We start from the raw sequence: 18,544 nt of genomic DNA, 5'->3' as shown, positions 1-18,544 counted from the left end.
GCGGGCACCGGGGATGATGTGCGGGTGAGCCTCTTCCGCCGCACACCACCCCCGGTGCCCGCTGACGTGCCCGAGGGGTTCTGGTGCGCCGAGGCGCGGGCCCTCCAGCGGTCCGTCGACGAGGCCCGGCGCACGTCCCGCGCACCGGGGGAGACCCGCGCCGAGCTGCTGCTCCAGGACGGCGCCGAGGGGCGCGTCGTCGTGCTGTGGCACAACGTCATCGTCGGCTTCGTCCCGGCCGAGCACGCGCCGGAGCTGCGCAGCCAGCTCGCCGCCGCCCGCCCCGCCTCCCTGACCGCCGTCGGGCGGCTCCTGGAGCACGAGGGGCTGTGGCGGATCTGGGTCGGCCCGCGGTGGCCCGGCGAGCGGCCCCCGCACGTCCCGCCGGACGAGCTCGGCCCGCCGCCGGACACGATCCTCGGCATCCCCTGGCGGACCTGAGCCGGCCGGCCTCCTCGCGCCGACCGTGCGCCCGTTCCTCGCACCGTGCGCCCGCTGGACGGGGCGCACGGTGCAGGGAACGGGCGCACAGTGCCGGGCTACCGGCGGACGGGCACCGCGAGCGGCGCGCTCACCGTCCTCCCGGCCGCGTTGGTCAGCTCGGCCACGTACGTGTGGCTGCCCGGTGCTCGGCCGGTCACCGTCGCCGTCGCCTGCTGGGCACCGGGCGTCGCGGCCGTGAGCGCCCCCTCGGCGACCACCACCCCGTCCTCGAGGATCCGGTAGGACGTCGCATTCGTCCCCCACCACAGGTTCGCGGTCACGGTGAACGCGCCGTCCCCGTCCCAGTTGTCGTGGCTGAGCACGGGAGTACCAGGGGCCGCGTCGTCGACGACGACGGTGACCGGTGCCGTCTCCGTCGCCCCCCGGGAGTTGAGGAGCACACCGCTGTACACGTACGTCCCGTCCGGCCGCCCGGTGACCGGGACGCGGAGCGACTGGGCGTGCGGCGTGCGCAGCGCGAGCTCCTCGACGGCGATGAGGCGGCCGTTCTCGTAGAGCGCGAAGACGCTGCCGTTGGTGCCCCACCACAGGTCGAGGAGCACCTCGAAGCTCCCGTCGTGGAGGCCGTGCGCCCAGCCGCTCGTCGTGCGCAGGACGGCTCGGCCGGGGGCGGCGGACTCGTCGTCGGCCGGCGCCTCGGGCACGGTGAGCTCCTCGTCGCAGGCGGTCTGCTCCGCGGCGGTCGGGGTCCACCGCAGCCACGCGAAGGAGGCCTCGATCTCCGGGGCAGCAGTGGCCCCCCTCATGGCGAAGGGGCCGATCGCCGTGGGGGAGAGCCGGTCGAGGTCCACCGGCCGGCCCCACGGCTCGAAGGTCTCGCCGTCGAAGGAGACGGACGCGAGGGCGGTGTCGCCGTCGCTGGTGAGCCTGAGCCACAGCTGGTCACCGACCCGGTCGCCCGGGGTGACGGAGTCGAAGCCGGTGTTCCGGTCGCTCCCGTTCGTCCGCAGGATGTACTCCAGACGCAGGCCCGCCGAGCCGTGGACGAGGTCGAGCTTGGCGTAGTTGGCGTCGTCGGCGTAGAGCAGGAGGCCGGCCTGCTGGAACGGCTCCGTCGGCGCGACGCTCACCTCGGTCGTCACCTCCCACGGGCCGTCGGGCAGCTCCTGGAGGAGCAGCGGGGCCCCGTTGACGCCCGCGCGGTAGGTCGGCAGGACGAGCGAGCCGTCCCTCAGCTCGTGGCGGCTCGCCTCCGTCCGCTCGCCGGCTGACCACAGCTCCGGGTCGAGGGCTGTCGCGTCGAACTCGTCGGACGCGGCGCCGCTGCACTGCCGGCGCAGCGGGTCGGGGTCGACGCCGGGAGCGGGTTCCCGCACGGCGTCGGGGTCGAGCTTGGCGTACTTGATCGTCGCGCCGAGCCGGTCGCCGGACTCGTAGAACAGGTAGGTGCCGGTCTCGTCCGTGACGATGTCCGGCGCCGCCACGCGACCTGTGTCGTCCCCGACGCCGCTCGCCTCGTGAAGGGTCCAGGTCGGGCCGGTCTCGGTGAGCGCGTCATCGACGGTGCGAGCGTGGATCTTGCCCGACGACGCGTGGTAGATGACGTACAGCTGCCCCTCCCACTCCCAGAGGTTCGCGCTCGAGACGTTCTGGCCCTCGGCGGCTCCGGGGACGACGAGCGGCTCGGGGCGCACGTCCCACTCGCGACCGTCGTAGGACTCCGCGACGCGGATACGCCGGATGTCCTGCGTCGTGTTGTCCATGTAGAACATCGCGTACGCATAGGGCGAGGTCGCGTCGGGGTGCTCGAAGACCCGCGCGTAGGAGGTCTCGGTGATCCCCTCCCCGCCCTGGGCGGTCGTCACGGCGACACCGCCGTAGTCGAAGTGGACGCCGTCCGAGGACGTCGCGTACCGCGTCGTCGTGTTCTCCCCGTGGAAGTAGACGTAGAGCCGGTCCTCCTCCGGGTGCCAGAAGGGTTCGGCAGTGGCCACGTGGGAGACCGAGTAGTGGTCGTCCCACTCGTTGGCGATGACCGGTCCGCCCTCGTGCTCCGTCCACGGGCCGGCGAGTGAGTCGGCGTACATGAGGACGATGCCGCCCGGGGCGTCGTGCGGGCCGAGGTAGAGGTACCACTCGGCGAGGGGGTCCTCCAGGTGGGCCCCGGCGTGGAAGACGCTGGGGAAGATGTACTCGTCGGTCGGGTTGTACGACATCGTCTCCTTGTCGGTGATGATGCCCTGGTACTGGAAGACCGGGAGGTCCTCCTGGGTCGGCGCCTCGCTCACAGCGGCGCCCACCACCGTCGGTGGGGCGGCGGTCGCGGAGCCGCCGGCGACCACTCCCATGGCCAGCGCTGCGGTGACGGCGAGCGCGAGCGTCCCCCGTGTTCTCGTTCTCATCGGGTCCTCTCCTGTCCGGGTCCGCGCCTTCACGGACCTCGTCGGTGTGCTCGGCATCGAACTGCGTCATACGCAAAACAACAAGGGTTTCGGCCACCGGGCGAACAGCGGTCGGACGGATCATCACGTTGTGCGCATGACCCGGCGCCTGTGGCGAGGTTGTGGTTTTACGCAAAACCCGATTCTCTTGCGCAGCACGAGGTCGAAGGAGACGACATGGTGGTCAAGGGACGGCGCGCGACGCAGGCCGATGTGGCGCGCCTCGCGGGCGTCAGCCAGACCACGGTGTCGATGGTCCTCAACGGCACGGGCGTGGCCCAGCGCCGGGTGAGCGCCGAGGTCCGCGACAAGGTGCTCGACGCGATCGCCGTCACCGGGTACGCGGCCAACCCCAGCGCCCAGCGGCTCGCCGGCGGGCGCAGCTCGATCGTCGGGATCTACACCTACGAGCCGGTCTTCCCCCACGCGGCGGCCGACTTCTACTACCCGTTCATGGAGGGCGTCGAGGACGAGGCCGAGCGCTCCGGCGTCGACCTCCTCATGTTCACCTCGATGTCCGGGCGCGTGGGCAAGAGCCTCGTCTCCACCGGGCGGGTCGCCCGCCTGCGCGTGGCCGACGGCTGCGTGCTCCTCGGGCGCGGCAGCTACCCGGAGGACCTCACCGAGCTCCTGCGCCAGGACTTCCCCTTCGCCTTCGTCGGGCGCCGCGAGGCCCCGGGTGGTCAGGCACCCTACGCGGCCGCCGCGTACGGGGAGGCGACCGGCGCCGTCGTCGAGCGGCTGCTCGCCCTCGGCCACCGACGCATCGCGCTCGTCAACGAGTTCACCGGCCACGAGTCGATCGAGGACCGTGCCCGCGGCTACCGCGACGCGATGTCCTCCGCCGGGCTGCAGCCGGTGACCTTCGACGCGCCGGACCTCACCTCCGGCCAGCTCCTCGACGCGCTCGAGGGCGGGGGAGTGACCGCCGCCGTCGTCACCTCCGACCTCGCCGCCCCGCTGCGCCGCGCCGCGCTCGCCCGTGGCCTGGACGTCCCGCGCGACCTGTCCATCGCCCGCCTCGGGGACCCCGAGCGTCCCGACGGCGAGGACGTCGACTGGACCGGCTTCCTCATCCCGCGCTGGGAGATGGGAGCGCACGCGCTGCGCATCGTCCTGCGCCAGCTGGCGGCGGAGCCCGCCGACCCGGACGACCTCCAGGTCTCCATCCCCTGCACCCTCGTCGACGGGGCGACCGTCGCCCCGTGCCCCGCGCCGGACACCCGGCCCGAGCCCAACAGAAAGGCATAGCTGGTGGAACTTCGCACCCAGGTACTCGTCGTCGGCGGAGGTCTCGGCGGCGTCGCCGCGGCCCTCGGCGCGCTCCGGCACGGCGCGCACGTCGTCCTCACCGAGGAGTTCGCCTGGCTCGGCGGTCAGTCGACGTCCCAGGCGGTCCCGCCGGACGAGCACCCGTGGATCGAGGACTTCGGCTGCACCGCCTCCTACCGGCGCTTCCGCGACGGCATCCGGGACTACTACCGCCGCACCTACCCCCTCAAGGAGGCGGCCCGCCGCAAGCACGACCTCAACCCCGGCGCCGGCTGGGTGAGCAAGCTGTGCCACGAGCCGCGCGTGGCCGTCGCCGTCATCGACGAGATGCTCGCCCCCTACGTCTCCGGCGGACGGCTGCGCATCCTCATGCACCGCCGCCCCGTCGCCTGCGAGATGGACGGCGACGCGATCCGCGCCGTCACCCTCGAGGACCTGCGCACGGGGGAGCGGACCACCATCGGCGCCGACTACGTCCTGGACGCCACGGAGACCGGGGAGCTGCTGCCCCTGTCCGGCACCGAGTACGTCACCGGCTTCGAGTCCTCGGCCGAGACCGGCGAGCCCAGTGCGCCCGCCGAGGCCCAGCCGGAGAACGTCCAGGCGCTGTCCATCTGCTTCGCCCTCGACCACGTCGAGGGGGAGGACAACACCATCGAGCGGCCGGCCCAGTACGACCACTGGCGCTCGGTGCGGCCCGACTTCTGGGGCGCCAACCTCGTGAGCTGGACCGCCCCGCACCCCCGCACGCTGGAGATCGTCGAGCGGCACTTCGAGCCCAACCCGGGCGACGAGCCGCTGTCGGTCTTCGCCGACCAGAGCCTCAACCCGGGTGACGGGAACCTGTGGACCTTCCGGCGCATCGCCGCCAAGGACCTCTTCGAGCCCGGCACCTACGACAGCGACATCACGCTGGTCAACTGGCCGAGCATCGACTACTTCGAGGGTCCCGTCATCGACGTGGACGACGACGTCGCCGCCGCCCGGCTCGAGGACGCCCGCCAGCTCAGCCTCTCGATGCTCTACTGGATGCAGACCGAGGCACCCCGTCCCGACGGCGGCACCGGCTGGCCCGGCCTGCGCCTGCGCCCGGACGTCATGGGCACCGAGGACGGCCTGGCGATGGCCCCCTACCACCGCGAGGGCCGCCGCATCCGCGCCCTGGAGACCATCCGCGAGCAGGACGTCTCCCTCGCGATCCGCGGCGACCAGGGTTCGCGCCGCTACCCCGACAGCGTGGGCGTGGGCATGTACCGCATCGACCTGCACCCCTCCACCGGCGGCGACAACTACGTCGACGTCGGCTCGGCGCCCTTCGAGATCCCGCTCGGCGCCCTCATCCCCCAGCGGGTCACCAACCTGCTGGCCGCGGCCAAGAACATCGGCACCACCCACATCACCAACGGCTGCTACCGCCTCCACCCGGTCGAGTGGAACATCGGCGAGGTCGCGGGCGTCCTCGCCGCGACCTCCCTGCAGGACCGTACGACTCCCCACCAGGTCCACGCCGAGCCCGCGCTCGTGGACCAGCTCCAGTCGCGGCTCATCGCCGACGGCGTCGAGCTCCACTGGCCGGACGGCGTCTACGGCTACTGACCCGGCCCGTCACCCCCTCCGCCGACGCCGCCCGGTGCTCGGCCAACCCCGTACAGAAGGAGAGAAGATGGTTCACCGTCGAACTCTGATCACCACCCTCGCCGTCCTCACGCTCGGCGTGGGCTCCCTCGCCGCCTGCGGCGCGGGCGACGACGGCGCCTCCGAGGCCACCCCGGACGCCCCCGTCGACCTGCGCATGACCGTCTGGACCGCCGACGAGAGCCAGCTCGCGCTCTTCGACGAGATCGCCGCCGAGTACGTCGAGGCGAACCCCGAGACCGTCGCCAGCGTCACCTTCGAGCCGCTGCCCTTCGAGGACTACACGACGACGCTCACCACCCAGCTCGCCGGCGGCAACCCGCCCGACCTCGCGTGGATCTTCGAGAACACGGCGCCGGAGTTCGTCTCGAGCGGGGCGCTGGCCGACATCAAGCCGGCGCTCGAGGGCGCCGAGGGCTACGCCTACGACGACCTGCTCGACTCCTCCCTCGACCTGTGGTCCGACGGCGACGGCCTGTTCGCCTACCCGTTCTCCAACTCCCCGTTCGTCGTGTTCGTCAACACCGACCGCATCGCCGAGTCCGGCCAGGCCAACCCGGCCGACCTGCTCGCCGAGGGCGGGTGGACCTTCGACGCCGCCCGCGACATCTCGGCGGCCAGCGCCGAGGCGCTCGGCGGGGCGGGGCTCGTCGTGCGCGACTTCGACTACTCCGCCTGGGGCAACCTCGCCACCATCTGGGGCGGCTGGGAGGCCACCCCGTGGTCGGCCGACGGCACCCAGTGCACCTTCACCGACCCGGCCATGGTCGACGTGATGACCTGGTTCCACGACGCCGTCTTCACCCAGGGCGCCATGCCCGGCCCGGGCACCGCCGCGGACTTCTTCGCCGGCGACGTGACGATGACGATCACCCAGATCTCCCGCGCGTCCTCCCTCGACGGCTCCTTCGAGTGGGACGTCGTGCCGCTCCCGGCCGGCCCCGCCGGTCAGCAGAGCGTCATCGGCCAGGCCGGCATCGGCGTGCTGGAGAACGGCGCGAACCCCGAGATCGCGGCCGACTTCCTCGCCTACTTCACCAGCCCGGAGAGCGCGGAGAAGCTCGCCGCCTACTTCCCGCCGCCGCGTGAGTCCCTCCTCACCGCCGACGTCCTCGGCGCCGCCAACCCGCTGCTGTCGCCCGAGCAGCTCGAGAGCGCCGTCATCAGCAGCATCGTCGGCGCCCAGGTGAAGCCCGCGCACAGCAACTTCGCCCAGCTCGACGCCGCCGTGCGCGGCGAGCTCGACTCGCTGTGGAACCCGTCCGCAGACGTCGAGACCGTGCTCGGGGACCTCTGCTCGACGATCGAACCCCTCCTCGAGGGCTGATGTCGGTCATCACCGGAAGCCAGGCGGGCCGGCAGCGCCGGTCCGCCTGGCGGCGGCGGGACGCCGCCTGGGGTTACGCGTTCACCGCGCCGGTCATCGCGGGCAGCCTGCTGTTCGTCGTCGGCCCGCTCATCGCGGTGATCTGGTACTCGCTGCACGAGTGGAACGTCCTCGCCGGCACGTTCACCTTCGCCGGTGCTGCGAACTACGAGCGGATGCTCGAGGACTCCTCCCTGCACGACTCGCTCGTCGCCAGCGGATGGTTCTCCCTCGGCGTCGTCGTCCTCAACATCAGCCTCGCGCTGTTCCTCGCCGTGCTGCTCAACCAGAAGCTGCCGGGCACGACGTTCTTCCGGGTCGCGTTCTTCTCCCCGGTCGTCGTGTCCCTCGTGGCGTGGACGATCGTGTGGGGCTTCCTGCTCCAGGCCGACGGCGGCATCAACTCCTTCGTCGGGCTCTTCGGCGTCGACGGGCCGAACTGGCTGCGCGGGAACGTCACGGCGATGGTCGCCGTCGTCGTCGTCCAGGTCTTCAAGAACGTCGGGCTCAACATGATCCTGTTCCTCTCCGCGCTCCAGGGCGTGCCCGAGGAGATCCAGGAGGCCGCGAGGCTCGACGGCGCGGGGCCCTGGCGCCGGTTCTGGTCGATCGTCATGCCGATGATCTCCCCGACCGTGCTGCTCGTCTCGATCCTCACGATCGTCGGCTCGCTGGAGACGTTCGCGCTCATCGACGTCCTCACCAACGGCGGGCCGGGCAACTCGACGACGGTGCTCGTCTACTACCTGTACCGCCAGGCCTTCGAGTTCAACCAGTTCGGCTACGCGAGCGCGATCGCCGTCCTGCTGTTCGTCATCGTGCTCGCCCTGACGCTCGTTCAGTGGCAGACCCGGAAGCGGTGGGTGTTCCATGAAGTCTGACGTCGTCGACAAGGCCGTCGGGGAGACGACGTTCGCCCCCGGGCCGGACTCCGCCCCGCGGGCGAGCCGTGTGCGCCGCCGCCCCTGGCGCTGGGTGCTGGTCGCCGTCATGGCGGTCGCCTCCGTGCCGTTCCTCTTCCCGACGTGGTGGATGGCGACGTCGAGCATGAAGACGACGAGCGAGATCCTGCGCGTGCCGCCCACCCTGTGGCCCGCGAGCCCCTCGCTCGAGCCCTACCGGCAGGTCTTCGAGCTCCAGCCGTTCGCCCAGCAGTACTGGAACAGCCTGTACATCGCCGCCCTCGTCACGGTGGGCACGATCCTCTTCTCCTCGATGGCCGGCTACGCGTTCGCCCGGGTGCGCTTCCCGGGCGCGAACCTGCTGTTCGTCGTCGTGCTCATCGGGCTGCTCGTGCCGATCGAGGTGACGATCGTGCCGCTGTTCCGGATGGTCAACACCCTCGGGCTCATCGACACGCACTGGCCGCTCATCGTCATCCCGATCCTCGGGGCGCCGAGCGTGCTGGCGACGTTCATCATGCGCCAGTTCTTCCTCGGCCTGCCGGGTGAGCTGGAGGAGGCCGGGCGGATGGACGGCCTGAGCCGGTTCGGCATCTTCTGGCGGATCGCCTTCCCGCTCGCCCGCCCGGCGGTGGCCGCGGTCGCGATCTTCATGTTCCTCAAGTCCTGGAACATGTACCTCGAGCCGATCGTGTTCCTCTCCAGCCGGGAGAACTTCACCCTTCCCCAGGCGCTGACGCAGTACGTCGACGCCTACGGCGGCCCGATCTGGAACGTCCAGCTCGCCGCGACGACGCTCACGGTGATCCCGGTGCTCGTCGTCTTCATCTTCGCCCAGCGCCAGTTCATCCAGGGCCTGGCCCAGACCGGCCTCAAGGGCTGAGGCACCCACCCACGACGACGTGAGGACCCCTGCATGACCCACCGAACCACCAGCCGTGCCCTGGCCGCCCTGGCCACCGCGGCGCTCGCGACCACCGCCCTCGCGGTGCCCGCGGGCGCCGCGCCCGTGCCGGACGACGAGGCCACGCTCGTCGTCGTCCCGCTCGACGACCGGCCGGCGAACGTCTACTTCCCGCAGATGACGGCGGCGACGGCGGACGTCGCCACCCTCTTCCCGCCCGACGAGCTCATCGGCACCTTCACCACGCCGGGTGACGGCGACGCCGTCGGGCAGTGGCTGCTCGAGCAGGACGACGCCGACGGCTACGTCGTCTCGGTGAGCATGCTCGCCTACGGCGGGCTCATCGCTTCGCGCACCGGCGTGGCCGCCACGGCCGAGGAGGCCCGCGAGCGGGTCTCGGTGCTCCGCGAGCTGCGCGAGCAGAACCCCGGGACGCCGATCTTCGTCTACGACACGATCCAGCGCCTCGCGCTGTCGGCCCTCGGGGAGAACGCCGAGCTGTACTACACGCTCATCCAGCAGTGGGCGATCCTCACCGACCGGGTGGAGAACCTCGGCCACGAGGAGCTGCGGGCGGACCTGGAGGCGATCCGCGCCCAGATCCCCGACGACGTGCTCGCCGACTACGTGGCGGCGCGCGAGCGCAACCACCAGATCAACCGGATGCTCGTCGAGTGGGCCGCCGAGGGCGTGGTCGACCACCTCGTCCTCGCCCAGGACGACGCCGCCCCCCACGGTCTGCACCGGGCCGAGCGCGAGGAGCTGCGCGCGCTGGTCGCCGAGCTCGGCGTGCAGGACGTCGTCCAGATCTTCCCCGGCGCCGACGAGGTCGACGCGACGCTCGTGAGCCGGTTCGTCCAGCAGCGCAACGGGACGAGCCCGACGGTGGCCGTGGAGTACTCCGGCATCCCGGGCGCCGACTGGGTCGCGCCGTTCGAGGACACGACGTACGAGGAGAACATCGAGCGGCACGTCGTGGCCGCCGGCGGCACGGTCGTCACGCAGGACCCCGACATCCGGCTCATGGTCAACACGCCCACGGCCGAGGGCGGTGACCGCGCGGCCGACCTCGACGCGTTCGTCGCCCGCGTCGCCGAGCTGCAGGCAGCGGGGGAGGACGTCATCGTCCTCGACGCGCTCGAGGTCAACCGGGCCGAGCGGGCGCTCACCGACCGGCTGGAGGAGTCGGTCGAGCTCGCCTCGCTGCTCGCCTACTCGGCGTGGAACACCGCCGGCAACGCGCTCGGCATCGCCACCGGCCACGGGTTCGCCCGGTGGTCCTACCTCGAGAGCCTGCCCGCCGACGTCACCGCGGAGGAGGCGCTGGAGCAGGCGCAGGTCCACGTGAGCTACCTCCTGCACCGGTTCGTGCTCGACGACCGCTGGAAGAACGACGTCCAGCCCGCGGCCTACGCCGCCGCGCAGGCCGGCGGGTGGAACGTCTTCGGCCTCACCGACGAGCAGGCCGTCGTCATGGAGGCGTTCGTCGCCGAGCGGCTCGTCCCGCTCACCGAGGAGTTCCACGCGACGCACTTCGCCGGCCGCGACGTCGTCGTCCTGCCCGGCGTGGACGGGGTGAGCGCGACGATCGGGGACCTCGTCTCGACGCACGTCGCGCTGCCCTGGCCGCGCCTGTTCGAGACCGAGCTCGAGCCGGTCGTCGCGCTGGCGCTCCCGGCGCCGGCGGACCCGCCGGCCGAGGTGCCGACGGACGAGCCCACGGCGGGCCCGGAGCCCAGCGAGGAGCCGACCGAGGAGCCGGCCACGGCCGAGCCCGCGCCGGCGGAGCCGGGGCCGACCGCCGGTGCGCCGGCGTCGGGCGCCGGGCCGGACCGGTTGCCCGCGACGGGCGCCGCGCTCGCACCCGCGGCCGGGGTGGTCGGGGTGCTGCTGCTCGCGGGCGCTGTGCTGCTCGCGGTGCGCAGGCGCGCGTTGGCCTGACCCGCGCTGCGCCACTGTGCGCCCGCTCCGCTCACCGTGCCCCCGTTCCACCGGGCGCACGGTGGTGCGGGCGGGCGCACAGTCGTCCGGGCGACCCGGGCGGGGCTAGCGCTCCTTGGGCACGACGGCGTAGCGCCGCAGGGTCAGCGCCGGGTTCGTCGCGCGGACCTGCTCCAGGCGCTCCCGCTCCAGGACCGCCGTCGCCAGTCCTTCGGCCTCGCCCACACCGGCCAGGGCCACGCCCATCGGGTCCAGGACCGTGCTGTGCCCGGCGCCGGTCGGCGCGCACTGGTCCGCGGCGAGGACGTAGGCGGTGTTCTCGATCGCCCGCGCCCGCAGCAGGGTGGTCCAGTGGTACTCCTTGAGCGGGCCGGGCACCCACTGCGCGGGCAGGGCGACGACGTCCGCGCCGGCGTCGACGAGCACCCGCGTGGACTCGGGGAAGCGCAGGTCGTAGCAGGTCTGCATGCCGACGGTGAAGCCGTCGACCTCCAGCAGCGCCGGTGGCGCGAGGTCGGCCGCGAGGACCCGGTCGGACTCGCGGTAGCCGAACGCGTCGTACAGGTGGACCTTGCGGTAGGTGGCCCTGACCTCGCCGCCGTCGATGCCGACGAGGGTGTTGTGGATCCGGCCGCCGTCCGCGGTCTCGTTGACCCCGGCGACGACGGCGAGACCGAGCTCGGCCGAGAGTGCGGCCAGGCGGGTGACGGCCGGGCCGTCGAGTGGCTCGGCGCTGTCGACGAAGCGCTCGTCCATCGCCGAGGCGGTGAAGACGGAGAACTCCGGCAGCACGGCGAGCCGCGTGCCACGCTCCCGGGCGCGGCGCAGCAGCCGCTCGATCGTCGCGAGGTTCGCGGCCTTGTCCTCGGTCGGCGCGAGCTGGACGACGGCGACGGTCAGGGACATCGGGGCGCTCCTCGGGACGGGGTCTCGCCGGCCATTGTGCGGCACCGCGCCGGGCGCGGCAGGGCCGTCCACGGCCGGGAGCGGGCTCAGCGGCGGGCTGCCGCCTGTTCCTTGAGCAGCGCGACGACCGCGAGCAGCTCGGCCCGGTCCTGGGGGCGGGTGCCGGCGACGTCGTCGGAGGCGATGCCCCCGGCCGTGAGGACGGCGTTGTAGTAGAGGCCGTCCCCGAGCAGGACGATCGCGCGGGCGATCGCGCGGTCCCCGACCTCCTCGAGGATGAGGGAGAACCAGGCGTGGTGGGCTGCGTGGAGGGCCTCGCGTGCCCGGGTGTCGGCCTCCTGGGCCAGGCGGACGGCCGCCACCATCGCGCGGTCGAGCGCGGAGCCGTCGGCGACCGAGGAGTCGACGTAGTAGGCCGAGGGCCCACGCGGGTCGGCGGCCATCGCCTCGGTGTCGGCCGCGGCGAGGCGCGTGAGGCGCTCGAGCAGGCCGTCGACGAGCGCGTCCTTGCTCGGGAAGTGGTAGAGCAGGCCGCCCTTGGAGACGCTCGCGCGGGCGGCGACGGCATCGAGGGTGGCGGCCCGGGCGCCCTCGCTGATGAGGAGCTCCTCGAAGGCGTCGAGGACCTTGTCGCGTGCCGTCATGCGGGAGACGCTACCCACAGTCACTCCGAACCGTCCAGACGGTACAGTGGGCGGTCGGCGCCGCACGCGTCGTCCCGTCCGTCCCGAAGTCCCGCCGGAGCACCGACCTTGGCCTCGACCATGTCCGACCGAACCGACTCGCAGCGCTCGCCCGCCGCCCGCCCGTGGGCGGCGCTCGTCGTCCTCATGCTGCCGGTGCTGCTCGTCGCCGTCGACAACACGGTGCTGAGCTTCGCCGTCCCGTCGATCTCGGAGTCCCTGCGTCCGGGCGGCACCGAGCTGCTCTGGATCGTCGACGCCTACCCGCTCGTGCTCGCCGGGCTCCTCGTGCCCATGGGCAGCCTCGGCGACCGGCTCGGGCGCCGACGCCTCCTGCTCATCGGCGCCACCGGCTTCGCGGCGGTCTCCGCGGTCGCGGCGTTCGCCCCGACCGCGGGGCTGCTCATCGCCGCGCGTGCCGCGCTCGGGTTCTTCGGCGCGATGCTCATGCCCGCGACGCTGTCCCTCATCCGCAACATCTTCGTCGACCCCCACGAGCGGCGGACCGCGATCGCGGTCTGGGCGGCGGGCTTCTCCGGCGGCGCCGCGCTCGGGCCGATCGTCGGCGGCTTCCTCCTCGAGCACTACTGGTGGGGCTCGGTCTTCCTCCTCGCCGTCCCCGTCCTCGTGCCGCTCCTCGTCCTCGGCCCGATCCTCGTGCCCGAGTCCCGTGACCCCGACCCCGGCCCGGTGGACCCGGTGAGCATCGCGCTCTCCCTCGGGGCGATGGTGCCGCTCGTCTACGGGATCAAGAAGATCGCCGAGTCGGGCGTGGGCCCGGGCAGCGTGGTCCCGATCCTCCTCGGCCTGGCCGTCGGCTCCCTCTTCGTGCGCCGCCAGCTGCGCCGCGAGGTGCCGCTGCTCGACGTCCGGCTCTTCACCAACCCCGTCTTCAGCGGCTCGGTCGCGGCGAACCTGCTCAGCGTCTTCTCGATGGTCGGGTTCCTCTTCTTCGTCGCCCAGCACCTGCAGCTCGTGAGCGGCCGTGGCCCGGTCGAGGCCGGACTCTTCCTCCTGCCCGGGCTGGTCGTGACGATCATCGCCGGGCTCGCCGTCGTGCGCGTCGTGCGCCGCGTCTCCCCGGCGAAGGTGGTCGCCGGCGGCCTGCTCCTCAACGCCGTCGGGTACGGGGTGGTCCTCGCGAGCGGGCAGGCCGGGTCCGACCTCGGGCTCATGCTCGCCTTCGTCATCCTCGGCGCCGGCGTGGGCTCGGCGGAGACGATCTCCAACGACCTCATCCTCTCCAGCGTTCCCGCCGCCAAGGCCGGTGCTGCGTCGGCGGTCTCCGAGACGGCCTACGAGCTCGGCGCCGTGCTCGGCACCGCCGTCCTCGGCAGCATCCTCACCGCCGTCTACCGCAGCGGCGTCGTCGTTCCCGACGGCATCCCGGCCGACGACGCGCGTGCGGCGGGGGAGACCCTCGGCGGGGCGACCGAGGTGGCCGTGGGCCTGCCGCCGACCCTCGCGGAGCAGCTGCTCGAGTCGGCCCGGCACGCCTTCGACTCCGGCGTCGTCCTCACCTCCGCGATCGGCATCGTCCTCATGGTCGTGGCTGCCGTCATCGCGCTGCGGAGCCTGCGCAGCGCGCAGTAGCCCGGCGACCAACCGTTCGGCCGCGGGGGCCGCACCGGGAGCGGCCGGAGTCTGTGTCCGGCACACAGCCTCGTTCAAGTGTCGTCCCAGGATCGTTGCGGAGAGTAGGGGCAACGGGGCACCACCCCTCCCACCCCGACGAACGGAGACAGACACATGCGTAGGACCACCAAGCTCGGCATGCTGGGCGCCGGCGGCGTCGCGGCGATCGCCCTCGCCGGCGCGGCGCTGCTGCCCGCGAGTGGGCAGCCCGACACGGACGACGGCGCGGCCAAGCAGGAGCAGACGGTCCACGGTAATCGTGAGGACCACCTGCGTGAGGCCCTCGCCGACCTCGTGGAGGACGGCACCCTCACGCAGGACGCGGCCGACGCCGTCGCCGAGGCCCTGGGGGAGCAGGACGGCCCGCGTGACCACGGACGCGGCGGCGGAGGGGGCGGGGGCGTCTCACTGGACGCCGCCGCTGAGAAGCTCGGCCTGACCGCCGAGGAGCTGCGCGAGGAGCTCGCGGACGGCTCCACCCTGGCGGACGTCGCCGAGGAGCAGGGCGTGGGGACGGCCGAGCTCGTCGACGCCCTCGTGGCCGCCGCGACCGAGCGGCTGGACGAGGCCGTGGCCGACGGCCGGCTCACGCAGGCCGACGCCGACGAGCGCGCCGCGACGCTCGAGGAGCAGATCACGGAGGCGGTCGAGCAGGGCTTCGCCGGCCACGGCGGCCCGAGGGACGGAGGCCCTGAGGGCGAGCGGCCGGGTGACCGTGACCGCTCCGGTGATGGTCCGCAGGGCACCACGGAATCCCCGACCGTCGAGGACTCGTCCGGCGGGCCGCGCGCCTGACACACCTGCCGGTCCCGTCCCGCTCGCAGCGGGACGGGACCGACCCGCACCCGCCCGCCCCCTGCCCGCCCCCTCCCACGCGAGAGCGGAGTTGCGCGCGAGAGCGGAGTTGCGTGCGAGAGCGGACTTGCGTGCGAGAGCGGGCTTGCGTGCGAGAGCGGAGTTGCGTGCGAGAGCGGGCTTGCGTGCGAGAGCGGGCTTGCGTGCGAGAGCGGAGTTGCGTGCGAGAGCGGACTTGCGCGCGAGAGCGGACTTGCGCGCGAGAGCCGACTTGCGCGCGAGAGCGGACTTGCGTGCGAGAGCGGGCTTGCGTGCGAGAGCGGAGTTGCGTGCGAGAGCGGAGTTGCGCGCGAGAGCGGACTTGCGTGCGAGAGCGGCGTTGCGTGCGAGAGCCGACTTGCGTGCGAGAGCGGACTTGCGTGCGAGAGCGGAGTTGCGTGAGAGCGGACTTGCGCGAGAGCGGAGTTGCCCGCGACCGCCGTGCTACGCACGACAGCCGGATTCCGCGCACTGATGATCGGCCGTACCTCCCGGTCGTGAGCTCCCCTCTGCCCGCTGGGCAGGCAGGGCTCCGACAGGAGCGTGTTCCCCGCCGGGGGATCAAAATCTGCTCGTCATCGCCGAGCGCCTGCCCCTATGGTGACGTCGTGCCAGGACCGAGCGGATTCGCCTACGTCGTCCGTGGTGGCGACGTCGTCATCACCCACCACGGCAAGGTCGCCACGACGTTGCGTGGCCGACGCGCGGCGGACTTCCTCGACGACGTCGAGGCCCAGGACGCGCAGGAGCTCATGGCTCGGCTGACCGGGAACTACCGGCGCGGTAACGAGCGGCAGGCACGGCAGCACCCGCGCAACCAGGGAGCCTGAGAGCCGGCTGTCGCCCACAAGTCGGCTGTCGCGCGGAAGTCTGCTGTCGGCACGAACTCGGCTGTCGTGCGGAAGTCTGCTGTCGGCACGAACTCGGCTGTCGTGCGGAAGTCGGCTGTCGGCACGAACTCGGCTGTCGTGCGGAAGTCGGCTGTCGTGCGGAAGTCTGCTGTCGGCACGAAGTCGGCTCTCGCGGGTGGGTGGGCGGCCACCCGCGAGAGCCGACTTCCTCCTAGGCGGTCGTGCGGCGGCGGGCGACGAGGACGGCGCCTGTGAGGGCGAGGAGCACGGCAGCCACGAGGGCGCCGGTCACGGCGACGCCGGTCGCCGGCAGGCCTGAGCCGCCTGCCCCCGCGCCCGGAGCGGCCGACGCGGCAGCGCCGTCACCCGGCGAGGCAGGGTCGTCGGTGGCCGGCGCGTCGGTTGGTCCGACCGTCGGTTCCGTCGTCGGCCCGGCGGTCGGCTCACTCGTCGGCTCACCGGTCGGCTCTGCGGTGGGCTCCTCCGTCGGCTCCTCGCCGGGGGAGGCGGGGAGCCGCATGACGAAGACGTCGCCCGCGCCGGCGTTCAGCGCGCCCTGCGGCGCCCCGAACGTCAGCCCGGTGACCCAGGTGCCCTCCGCCCCGGTGGCCGCGTAGAGGTTCGCCTCGTCCCACTCGTCCGCGCCGTCGCGCTCGCGCGAGCCCACCTGCACCGGCTCGCCGGGCGCCCCGTCCGAGGACACGGGCAGCGCGACGACGTCGACGCCGCCGTGCGGCTCGCCCATCGCGCCGTAGGTGGTCGCGAGGACGAGCGCACCGCCGTCGGCCGTCGGGACGCCGGTGACGCCGCGGTCGTCGGTGGACGTGCCGGTCTGGAGGGTCCAGCGCTCGGCGCCGTCGACCGTGAAGGACCGCACGACGATGTCGTTGTCGCCCAGCGTCGCGGCACCGATGGTCCCCCGGGTGTGCCCGACGGCGAGCACCGAGCCGTCCGCCAGCGGCACCAGGCCGCTCACGAGGTCGTTCTGGTCGCTGGAGACCGGGTGGATCCACTGCTGCGCGCCCGCGGCGTCGTACTTCGCGACCCACCCGTCGCCGGAGCCGAGGTGGTCGAGCCCGGGCAGTCCCGCACTCGTCATCCCGCCGACCACGACGCCGCCGTCCGCGGTGGCCGTGACCGCCATCGCCTTGTCCTCACCTGAGCCGCCGAGCTGCTCGCTCCACAGCAGGTCACCGTCGGACGAGACCCGGGCGAGGACGGCGTCCTTGTCCCCGGCGTGCGGCGCCCCGGCGAAGCTGCCGCTCGTGTACCCCGCGACGTACGCGCCGCCCGCGCCGTCCGGGGCGACCGCGTAGAGGCGGTCGGCGGCCGTGGGGGAGCCAGTCTCCAGCGTCCACGTGCGCTGTCCGTCGGAGTCGATGCCGACGACGTACGCGTCGTCGTGCGTGTCCGTGAGCCCGGTGGCCAGGGTGCCGCGCGTGTACCCGGCGACGACGACGCCGCCGTCGGCGCCCGGGACGACGCCGTAGGCGCGGTCGTTCGCCGCCGTCGCGACGGCGTGGCGCCACGTCTCCGTGCCGTCCGCCGCCCGGCGGACGACGAGGGTGTCCATCGCGCCGGCCGGCTCGTAGCCGTCCCAGGCGCCGGCGAGGTTGAGGGCGAGGACGGTCCCGCCGTCGGCCGTCTCGACGATCCCGCCCGCGCGGTCGTCACCTGCGGAGCCGAGCAGCTCGGCGTCCCAGCCGGCGGCGGGCTGGGTGCGCAGCCGCTGGCCGACGTCGAGGATCGCCTCGCGGAAGGCGGGCTGCCACACGTCCCAGTCGTGGCCGCCGTCCATGATCCGCAGCTCCGCCGTCACGCCCGGCACGCGCCGCGCGGTGTTGTAGAGCTGGGCGGACTCGAAGTCGATGTCGTGGCGCGCCTCGGCCGGGTCCGGGTTGGGCCACTCGTCGTCACCGACGGCGACGAACAGGTGGACGGGCAGCGCCGGGTCGAGGGCCTCGAGCGCGGCCGGGTAGGACAGCTCGGTGTACCGGTCGGCGTCGAACAGCGAGTCGCCGACGCCGTAGCCACCGTAGTCGCGGACCGAGGAGTCGGCGGGGGGCTGGGGCACGTACGCGGCCGGGCTGAGCACGATGCCCGCCGAGAAGTCCTCCTGGTGGGCCAGGGCGAGCCGCAGCGCACCCGCCCCACCCATCGAGTACCCGCCGACGGCGCGTGCCTCGCGGTGCGCGACCGTGCGGTAGGTGGCGTCGACGTGCGCGACGAGGTCCTCGGCCAGGGCCGTCTCCACCGGCACGCCCGGGCCGGAGGGGGCGTCCCCGGTGTACAGCGAGTCGGTGTACCAGCTGCCGCGGTCGTTCCACGGCGCGTCGGGCATGACGGCGATGACCGGCTGGAGCTCACCGGAGACGATGAGGTCGTCGAGGTCCCCGGCCACCCGCTGCCAGGCCGCCTGCGTGTCGCCGCGGCCGTGGAGGAGGTAGACGGTGGGGTAGCGGTCGGTGCTGTCGTCGTAGCCCGGGGGCAGGTAGACCGTGTAGTCGACCGGTCCGGCGGCGGTGCCGGTGGCGCGGGCATCGACGAGCGTCCCGGTCTCGGCCGCGAGCGCGGGCAGCGAGAGGGAGACCCCGGCGGTCGCCACGACGGCGACGGCCGCCGCGACGGCGAGTCGCCGGGAGGGGCGGGGTGGTGTCATCGGTACTCCTCGGTGAGTGGTGACCGCGGGCGTCCTCGCCCGCGACAGGGTCCGGCGAAAGGGCCGGGAGA

Annotated in this window: 14 protein-coding genes; 10 read left to right on the top strand and 4 right to left on the bottom strand. The window is 73.2% G+C overall.

Annotated features, from left to right (window positions below; all coding sequences use genetic code 11):
• Window positions 1-24: 24 nt before the first annotated feature.
• The gene (locus FE251_RS11280; RefSeq protein WP_139948814.1) at window positions 25-441 is read left to right on the top strand and encodes a hypothetical protein; all 417 of its coding nucleotides are present in this window, start codon (window positions 25-27) and stop codon (window positions 439-441) included.
• 98 nt (window positions 442-539) lie between these two features.
• On the opposite strand, the gene FE251_RS11275 is transcribed toward FE251_RS11280, so the two are convergent.
• Window positions 540-2,846, bottom strand: a complete 2,307-nt coding sequence (locus tag FE251_RS11275) for a beta-xylosidase family glycoside hydrolase (protein WP_168202714.1) — start codon at window positions 2,844-2,846, stop codon at window positions 540-542.
• A 216-nt stretch (window positions 2,847-3,062) separates the two neighbouring features.
• Between FE251_RS11275 and FE251_RS11270 the strand changes: the two genes are divergently transcribed.
• From FE251_RS11270 to FE251_RS11245, 6 genes are all read left to right on the top strand, one after another.
• Window positions 3,063-4,136, top strand: coding sequence for a LacI family DNA-binding transcriptional regulator (locus FE251_RS11270; RefSeq protein WP_139072879.1), 1,074 nt, complete (start codon window positions 3,063-3,065; stop codon window positions 4,134-4,136).
• Window positions 4,137-5,753 (top strand): FAD-dependent oxidoreductase, encoded by a 1,617-nt coding sequence (locus FE251_RS11265; protein ID WP_139072878.1) that lies wholly within the window; start codon window positions 4,137-4,139, stop codon window positions 5,751-5,753.
• A 67-nt stretch (window positions 5,754-5,820) separates the two neighbouring features.
• Complete coding sequence (locus FE251_RS11260; RefSeq protein ID WP_139948812.1) at window positions 5,821-7,119, top strand: ABC transporter substrate-binding protein; 1,299 nt, start codon at window positions 5,821-5,823, stop codon at window positions 7,117-7,119.
• Window positions 7,119-8,039, top strand: coding sequence for a carbohydrate ABC transporter permease (locus tag FE251_RS11255; RefSeq protein ID WP_139072876.1), 921 nt, complete (start codon window positions 7,119-7,121; stop codon window positions 8,037-8,039). Before FE251_RS11260 ends, FE251_RS11255 begins: the two co-directional genes overlap by 1 nt.
• 109 nt (window positions 8,040-8,148) lie before the next feature.
• Window positions 8,149-8,943: a carbohydrate ABC transporter permease gene (locus FE251_RS11250; RefSeq protein WP_456237490.1), complete on the top strand. Its 795-nt coding sequence runs from the start codon at window positions 8,149-8,151 to the stop codon at window positions 8,941-8,943.
• A 33-nt stretch (window positions 8,944-8,976) separates the two neighbouring features.
• Window positions 8,977-10,905 (top strand): DUF4127 family protein, encoded by a 1,929-nt coding sequence (locus tag FE251_RS11245; protein ID WP_139948810.1) that lies wholly within the window; start codon window positions 8,977-8,979, stop codon window positions 10,903-10,905.
• A 105-nt stretch (window positions 10,906-11,010) separates the two neighbouring features.
• Here FE251_RS11245 and FE251_RS11240 read toward each other — a convergent pair whose 3' ends face one another.
• Together FE251_RS11240 and FE251_RS11235 are read right to left on the bottom strand one after the other, a co-directional pair.
• Window positions 11,011-11,811: a carbon-nitrogen hydrolase family protein gene (locus FE251_RS11240; protein WP_139948809.1), complete on the bottom strand. Its 801-nt coding sequence runs from the start codon at window positions 11,809-11,811 to the stop codon at window positions 11,011-11,013.
• An 86-nt stretch (window positions 11,812-11,897) separates the two neighbouring features.
• Window positions 11,898-12,455 (bottom strand): TetR/AcrR family transcriptional regulator, encoded by a 558-nt coding sequence (locus tag FE251_RS11235; protein ID WP_139948808.1) that lies wholly within the window; start codon window positions 12,453-12,455, stop codon window positions 11,898-11,900.
• A gap of 120 nt (window positions 12,456-12,575) precedes the next feature.
• Between FE251_RS11235 and FE251_RS11230 the strand changes: the two genes are divergently transcribed.
• The 3 genes from FE251_RS11230 (at window position 12,576) to FE251_RS11220 (ending at window position 15,793) form a co-directional block, all read left to right on the top strand.
• Window positions 12,576-14,087: an MFS transporter gene (locus tag FE251_RS11230; protein WP_139948807.1), complete on the top strand. Its 1,512-nt coding sequence runs from the start codon at window positions 12,576-12,578 to the stop codon at window positions 14,085-14,087.
• 156 nt (window positions 14,088-14,243) lie between these two features.
• The gene (locus FE251_RS11225) at window positions 14,244-14,924 is read left to right on the top strand and encodes a hypothetical protein (protein ID WP_139948806.1); all 681 of its coding nucleotides are present in this window, start codon (window positions 14,244-14,246) and stop codon (window positions 14,922-14,924) included.
• Window positions 14,925-15,571: 647 nt separating this feature from the next.
• A complete protein-coding gene (locus tag FE251_RS11220) occupies window positions 15,572-15,793 on the top strand; it encodes a hypothetical protein (protein ID WP_139948805.1) in 222 nt (73 codons plus the stop codon).
• Window positions 15,794-16,025: 232 nt separating this feature from the next.
• On the opposite strand, the gene FE251_RS11215 is transcribed toward FE251_RS11220, so the two are convergent.
• Window positions 16,026-18,473, bottom strand: a complete 2,448-nt coding sequence (locus tag FE251_RS11215) for an alpha/beta hydrolase-fold protein (RefSeq protein WP_139948804.1) — start codon at window positions 18,471-18,473, stop codon at window positions 16,026-16,028.
• Window positions 18,474-18,544: the final 71 nt, after the last annotated feature.

Source organism: Georgenia wutianyii (genome assembly GCF_006349365.1).
GTDB lineage: Bacteria > Actinomycetota > Actinomycetes > Actinomycetales > Actinomycetaceae > Oceanitalea > Oceanitalea wutianyii.
The sequence above is the reverse complement of the archived record's forward strand: the minus strand, read 5'-3'. Positions and strand labels throughout refer to the sequence as shown.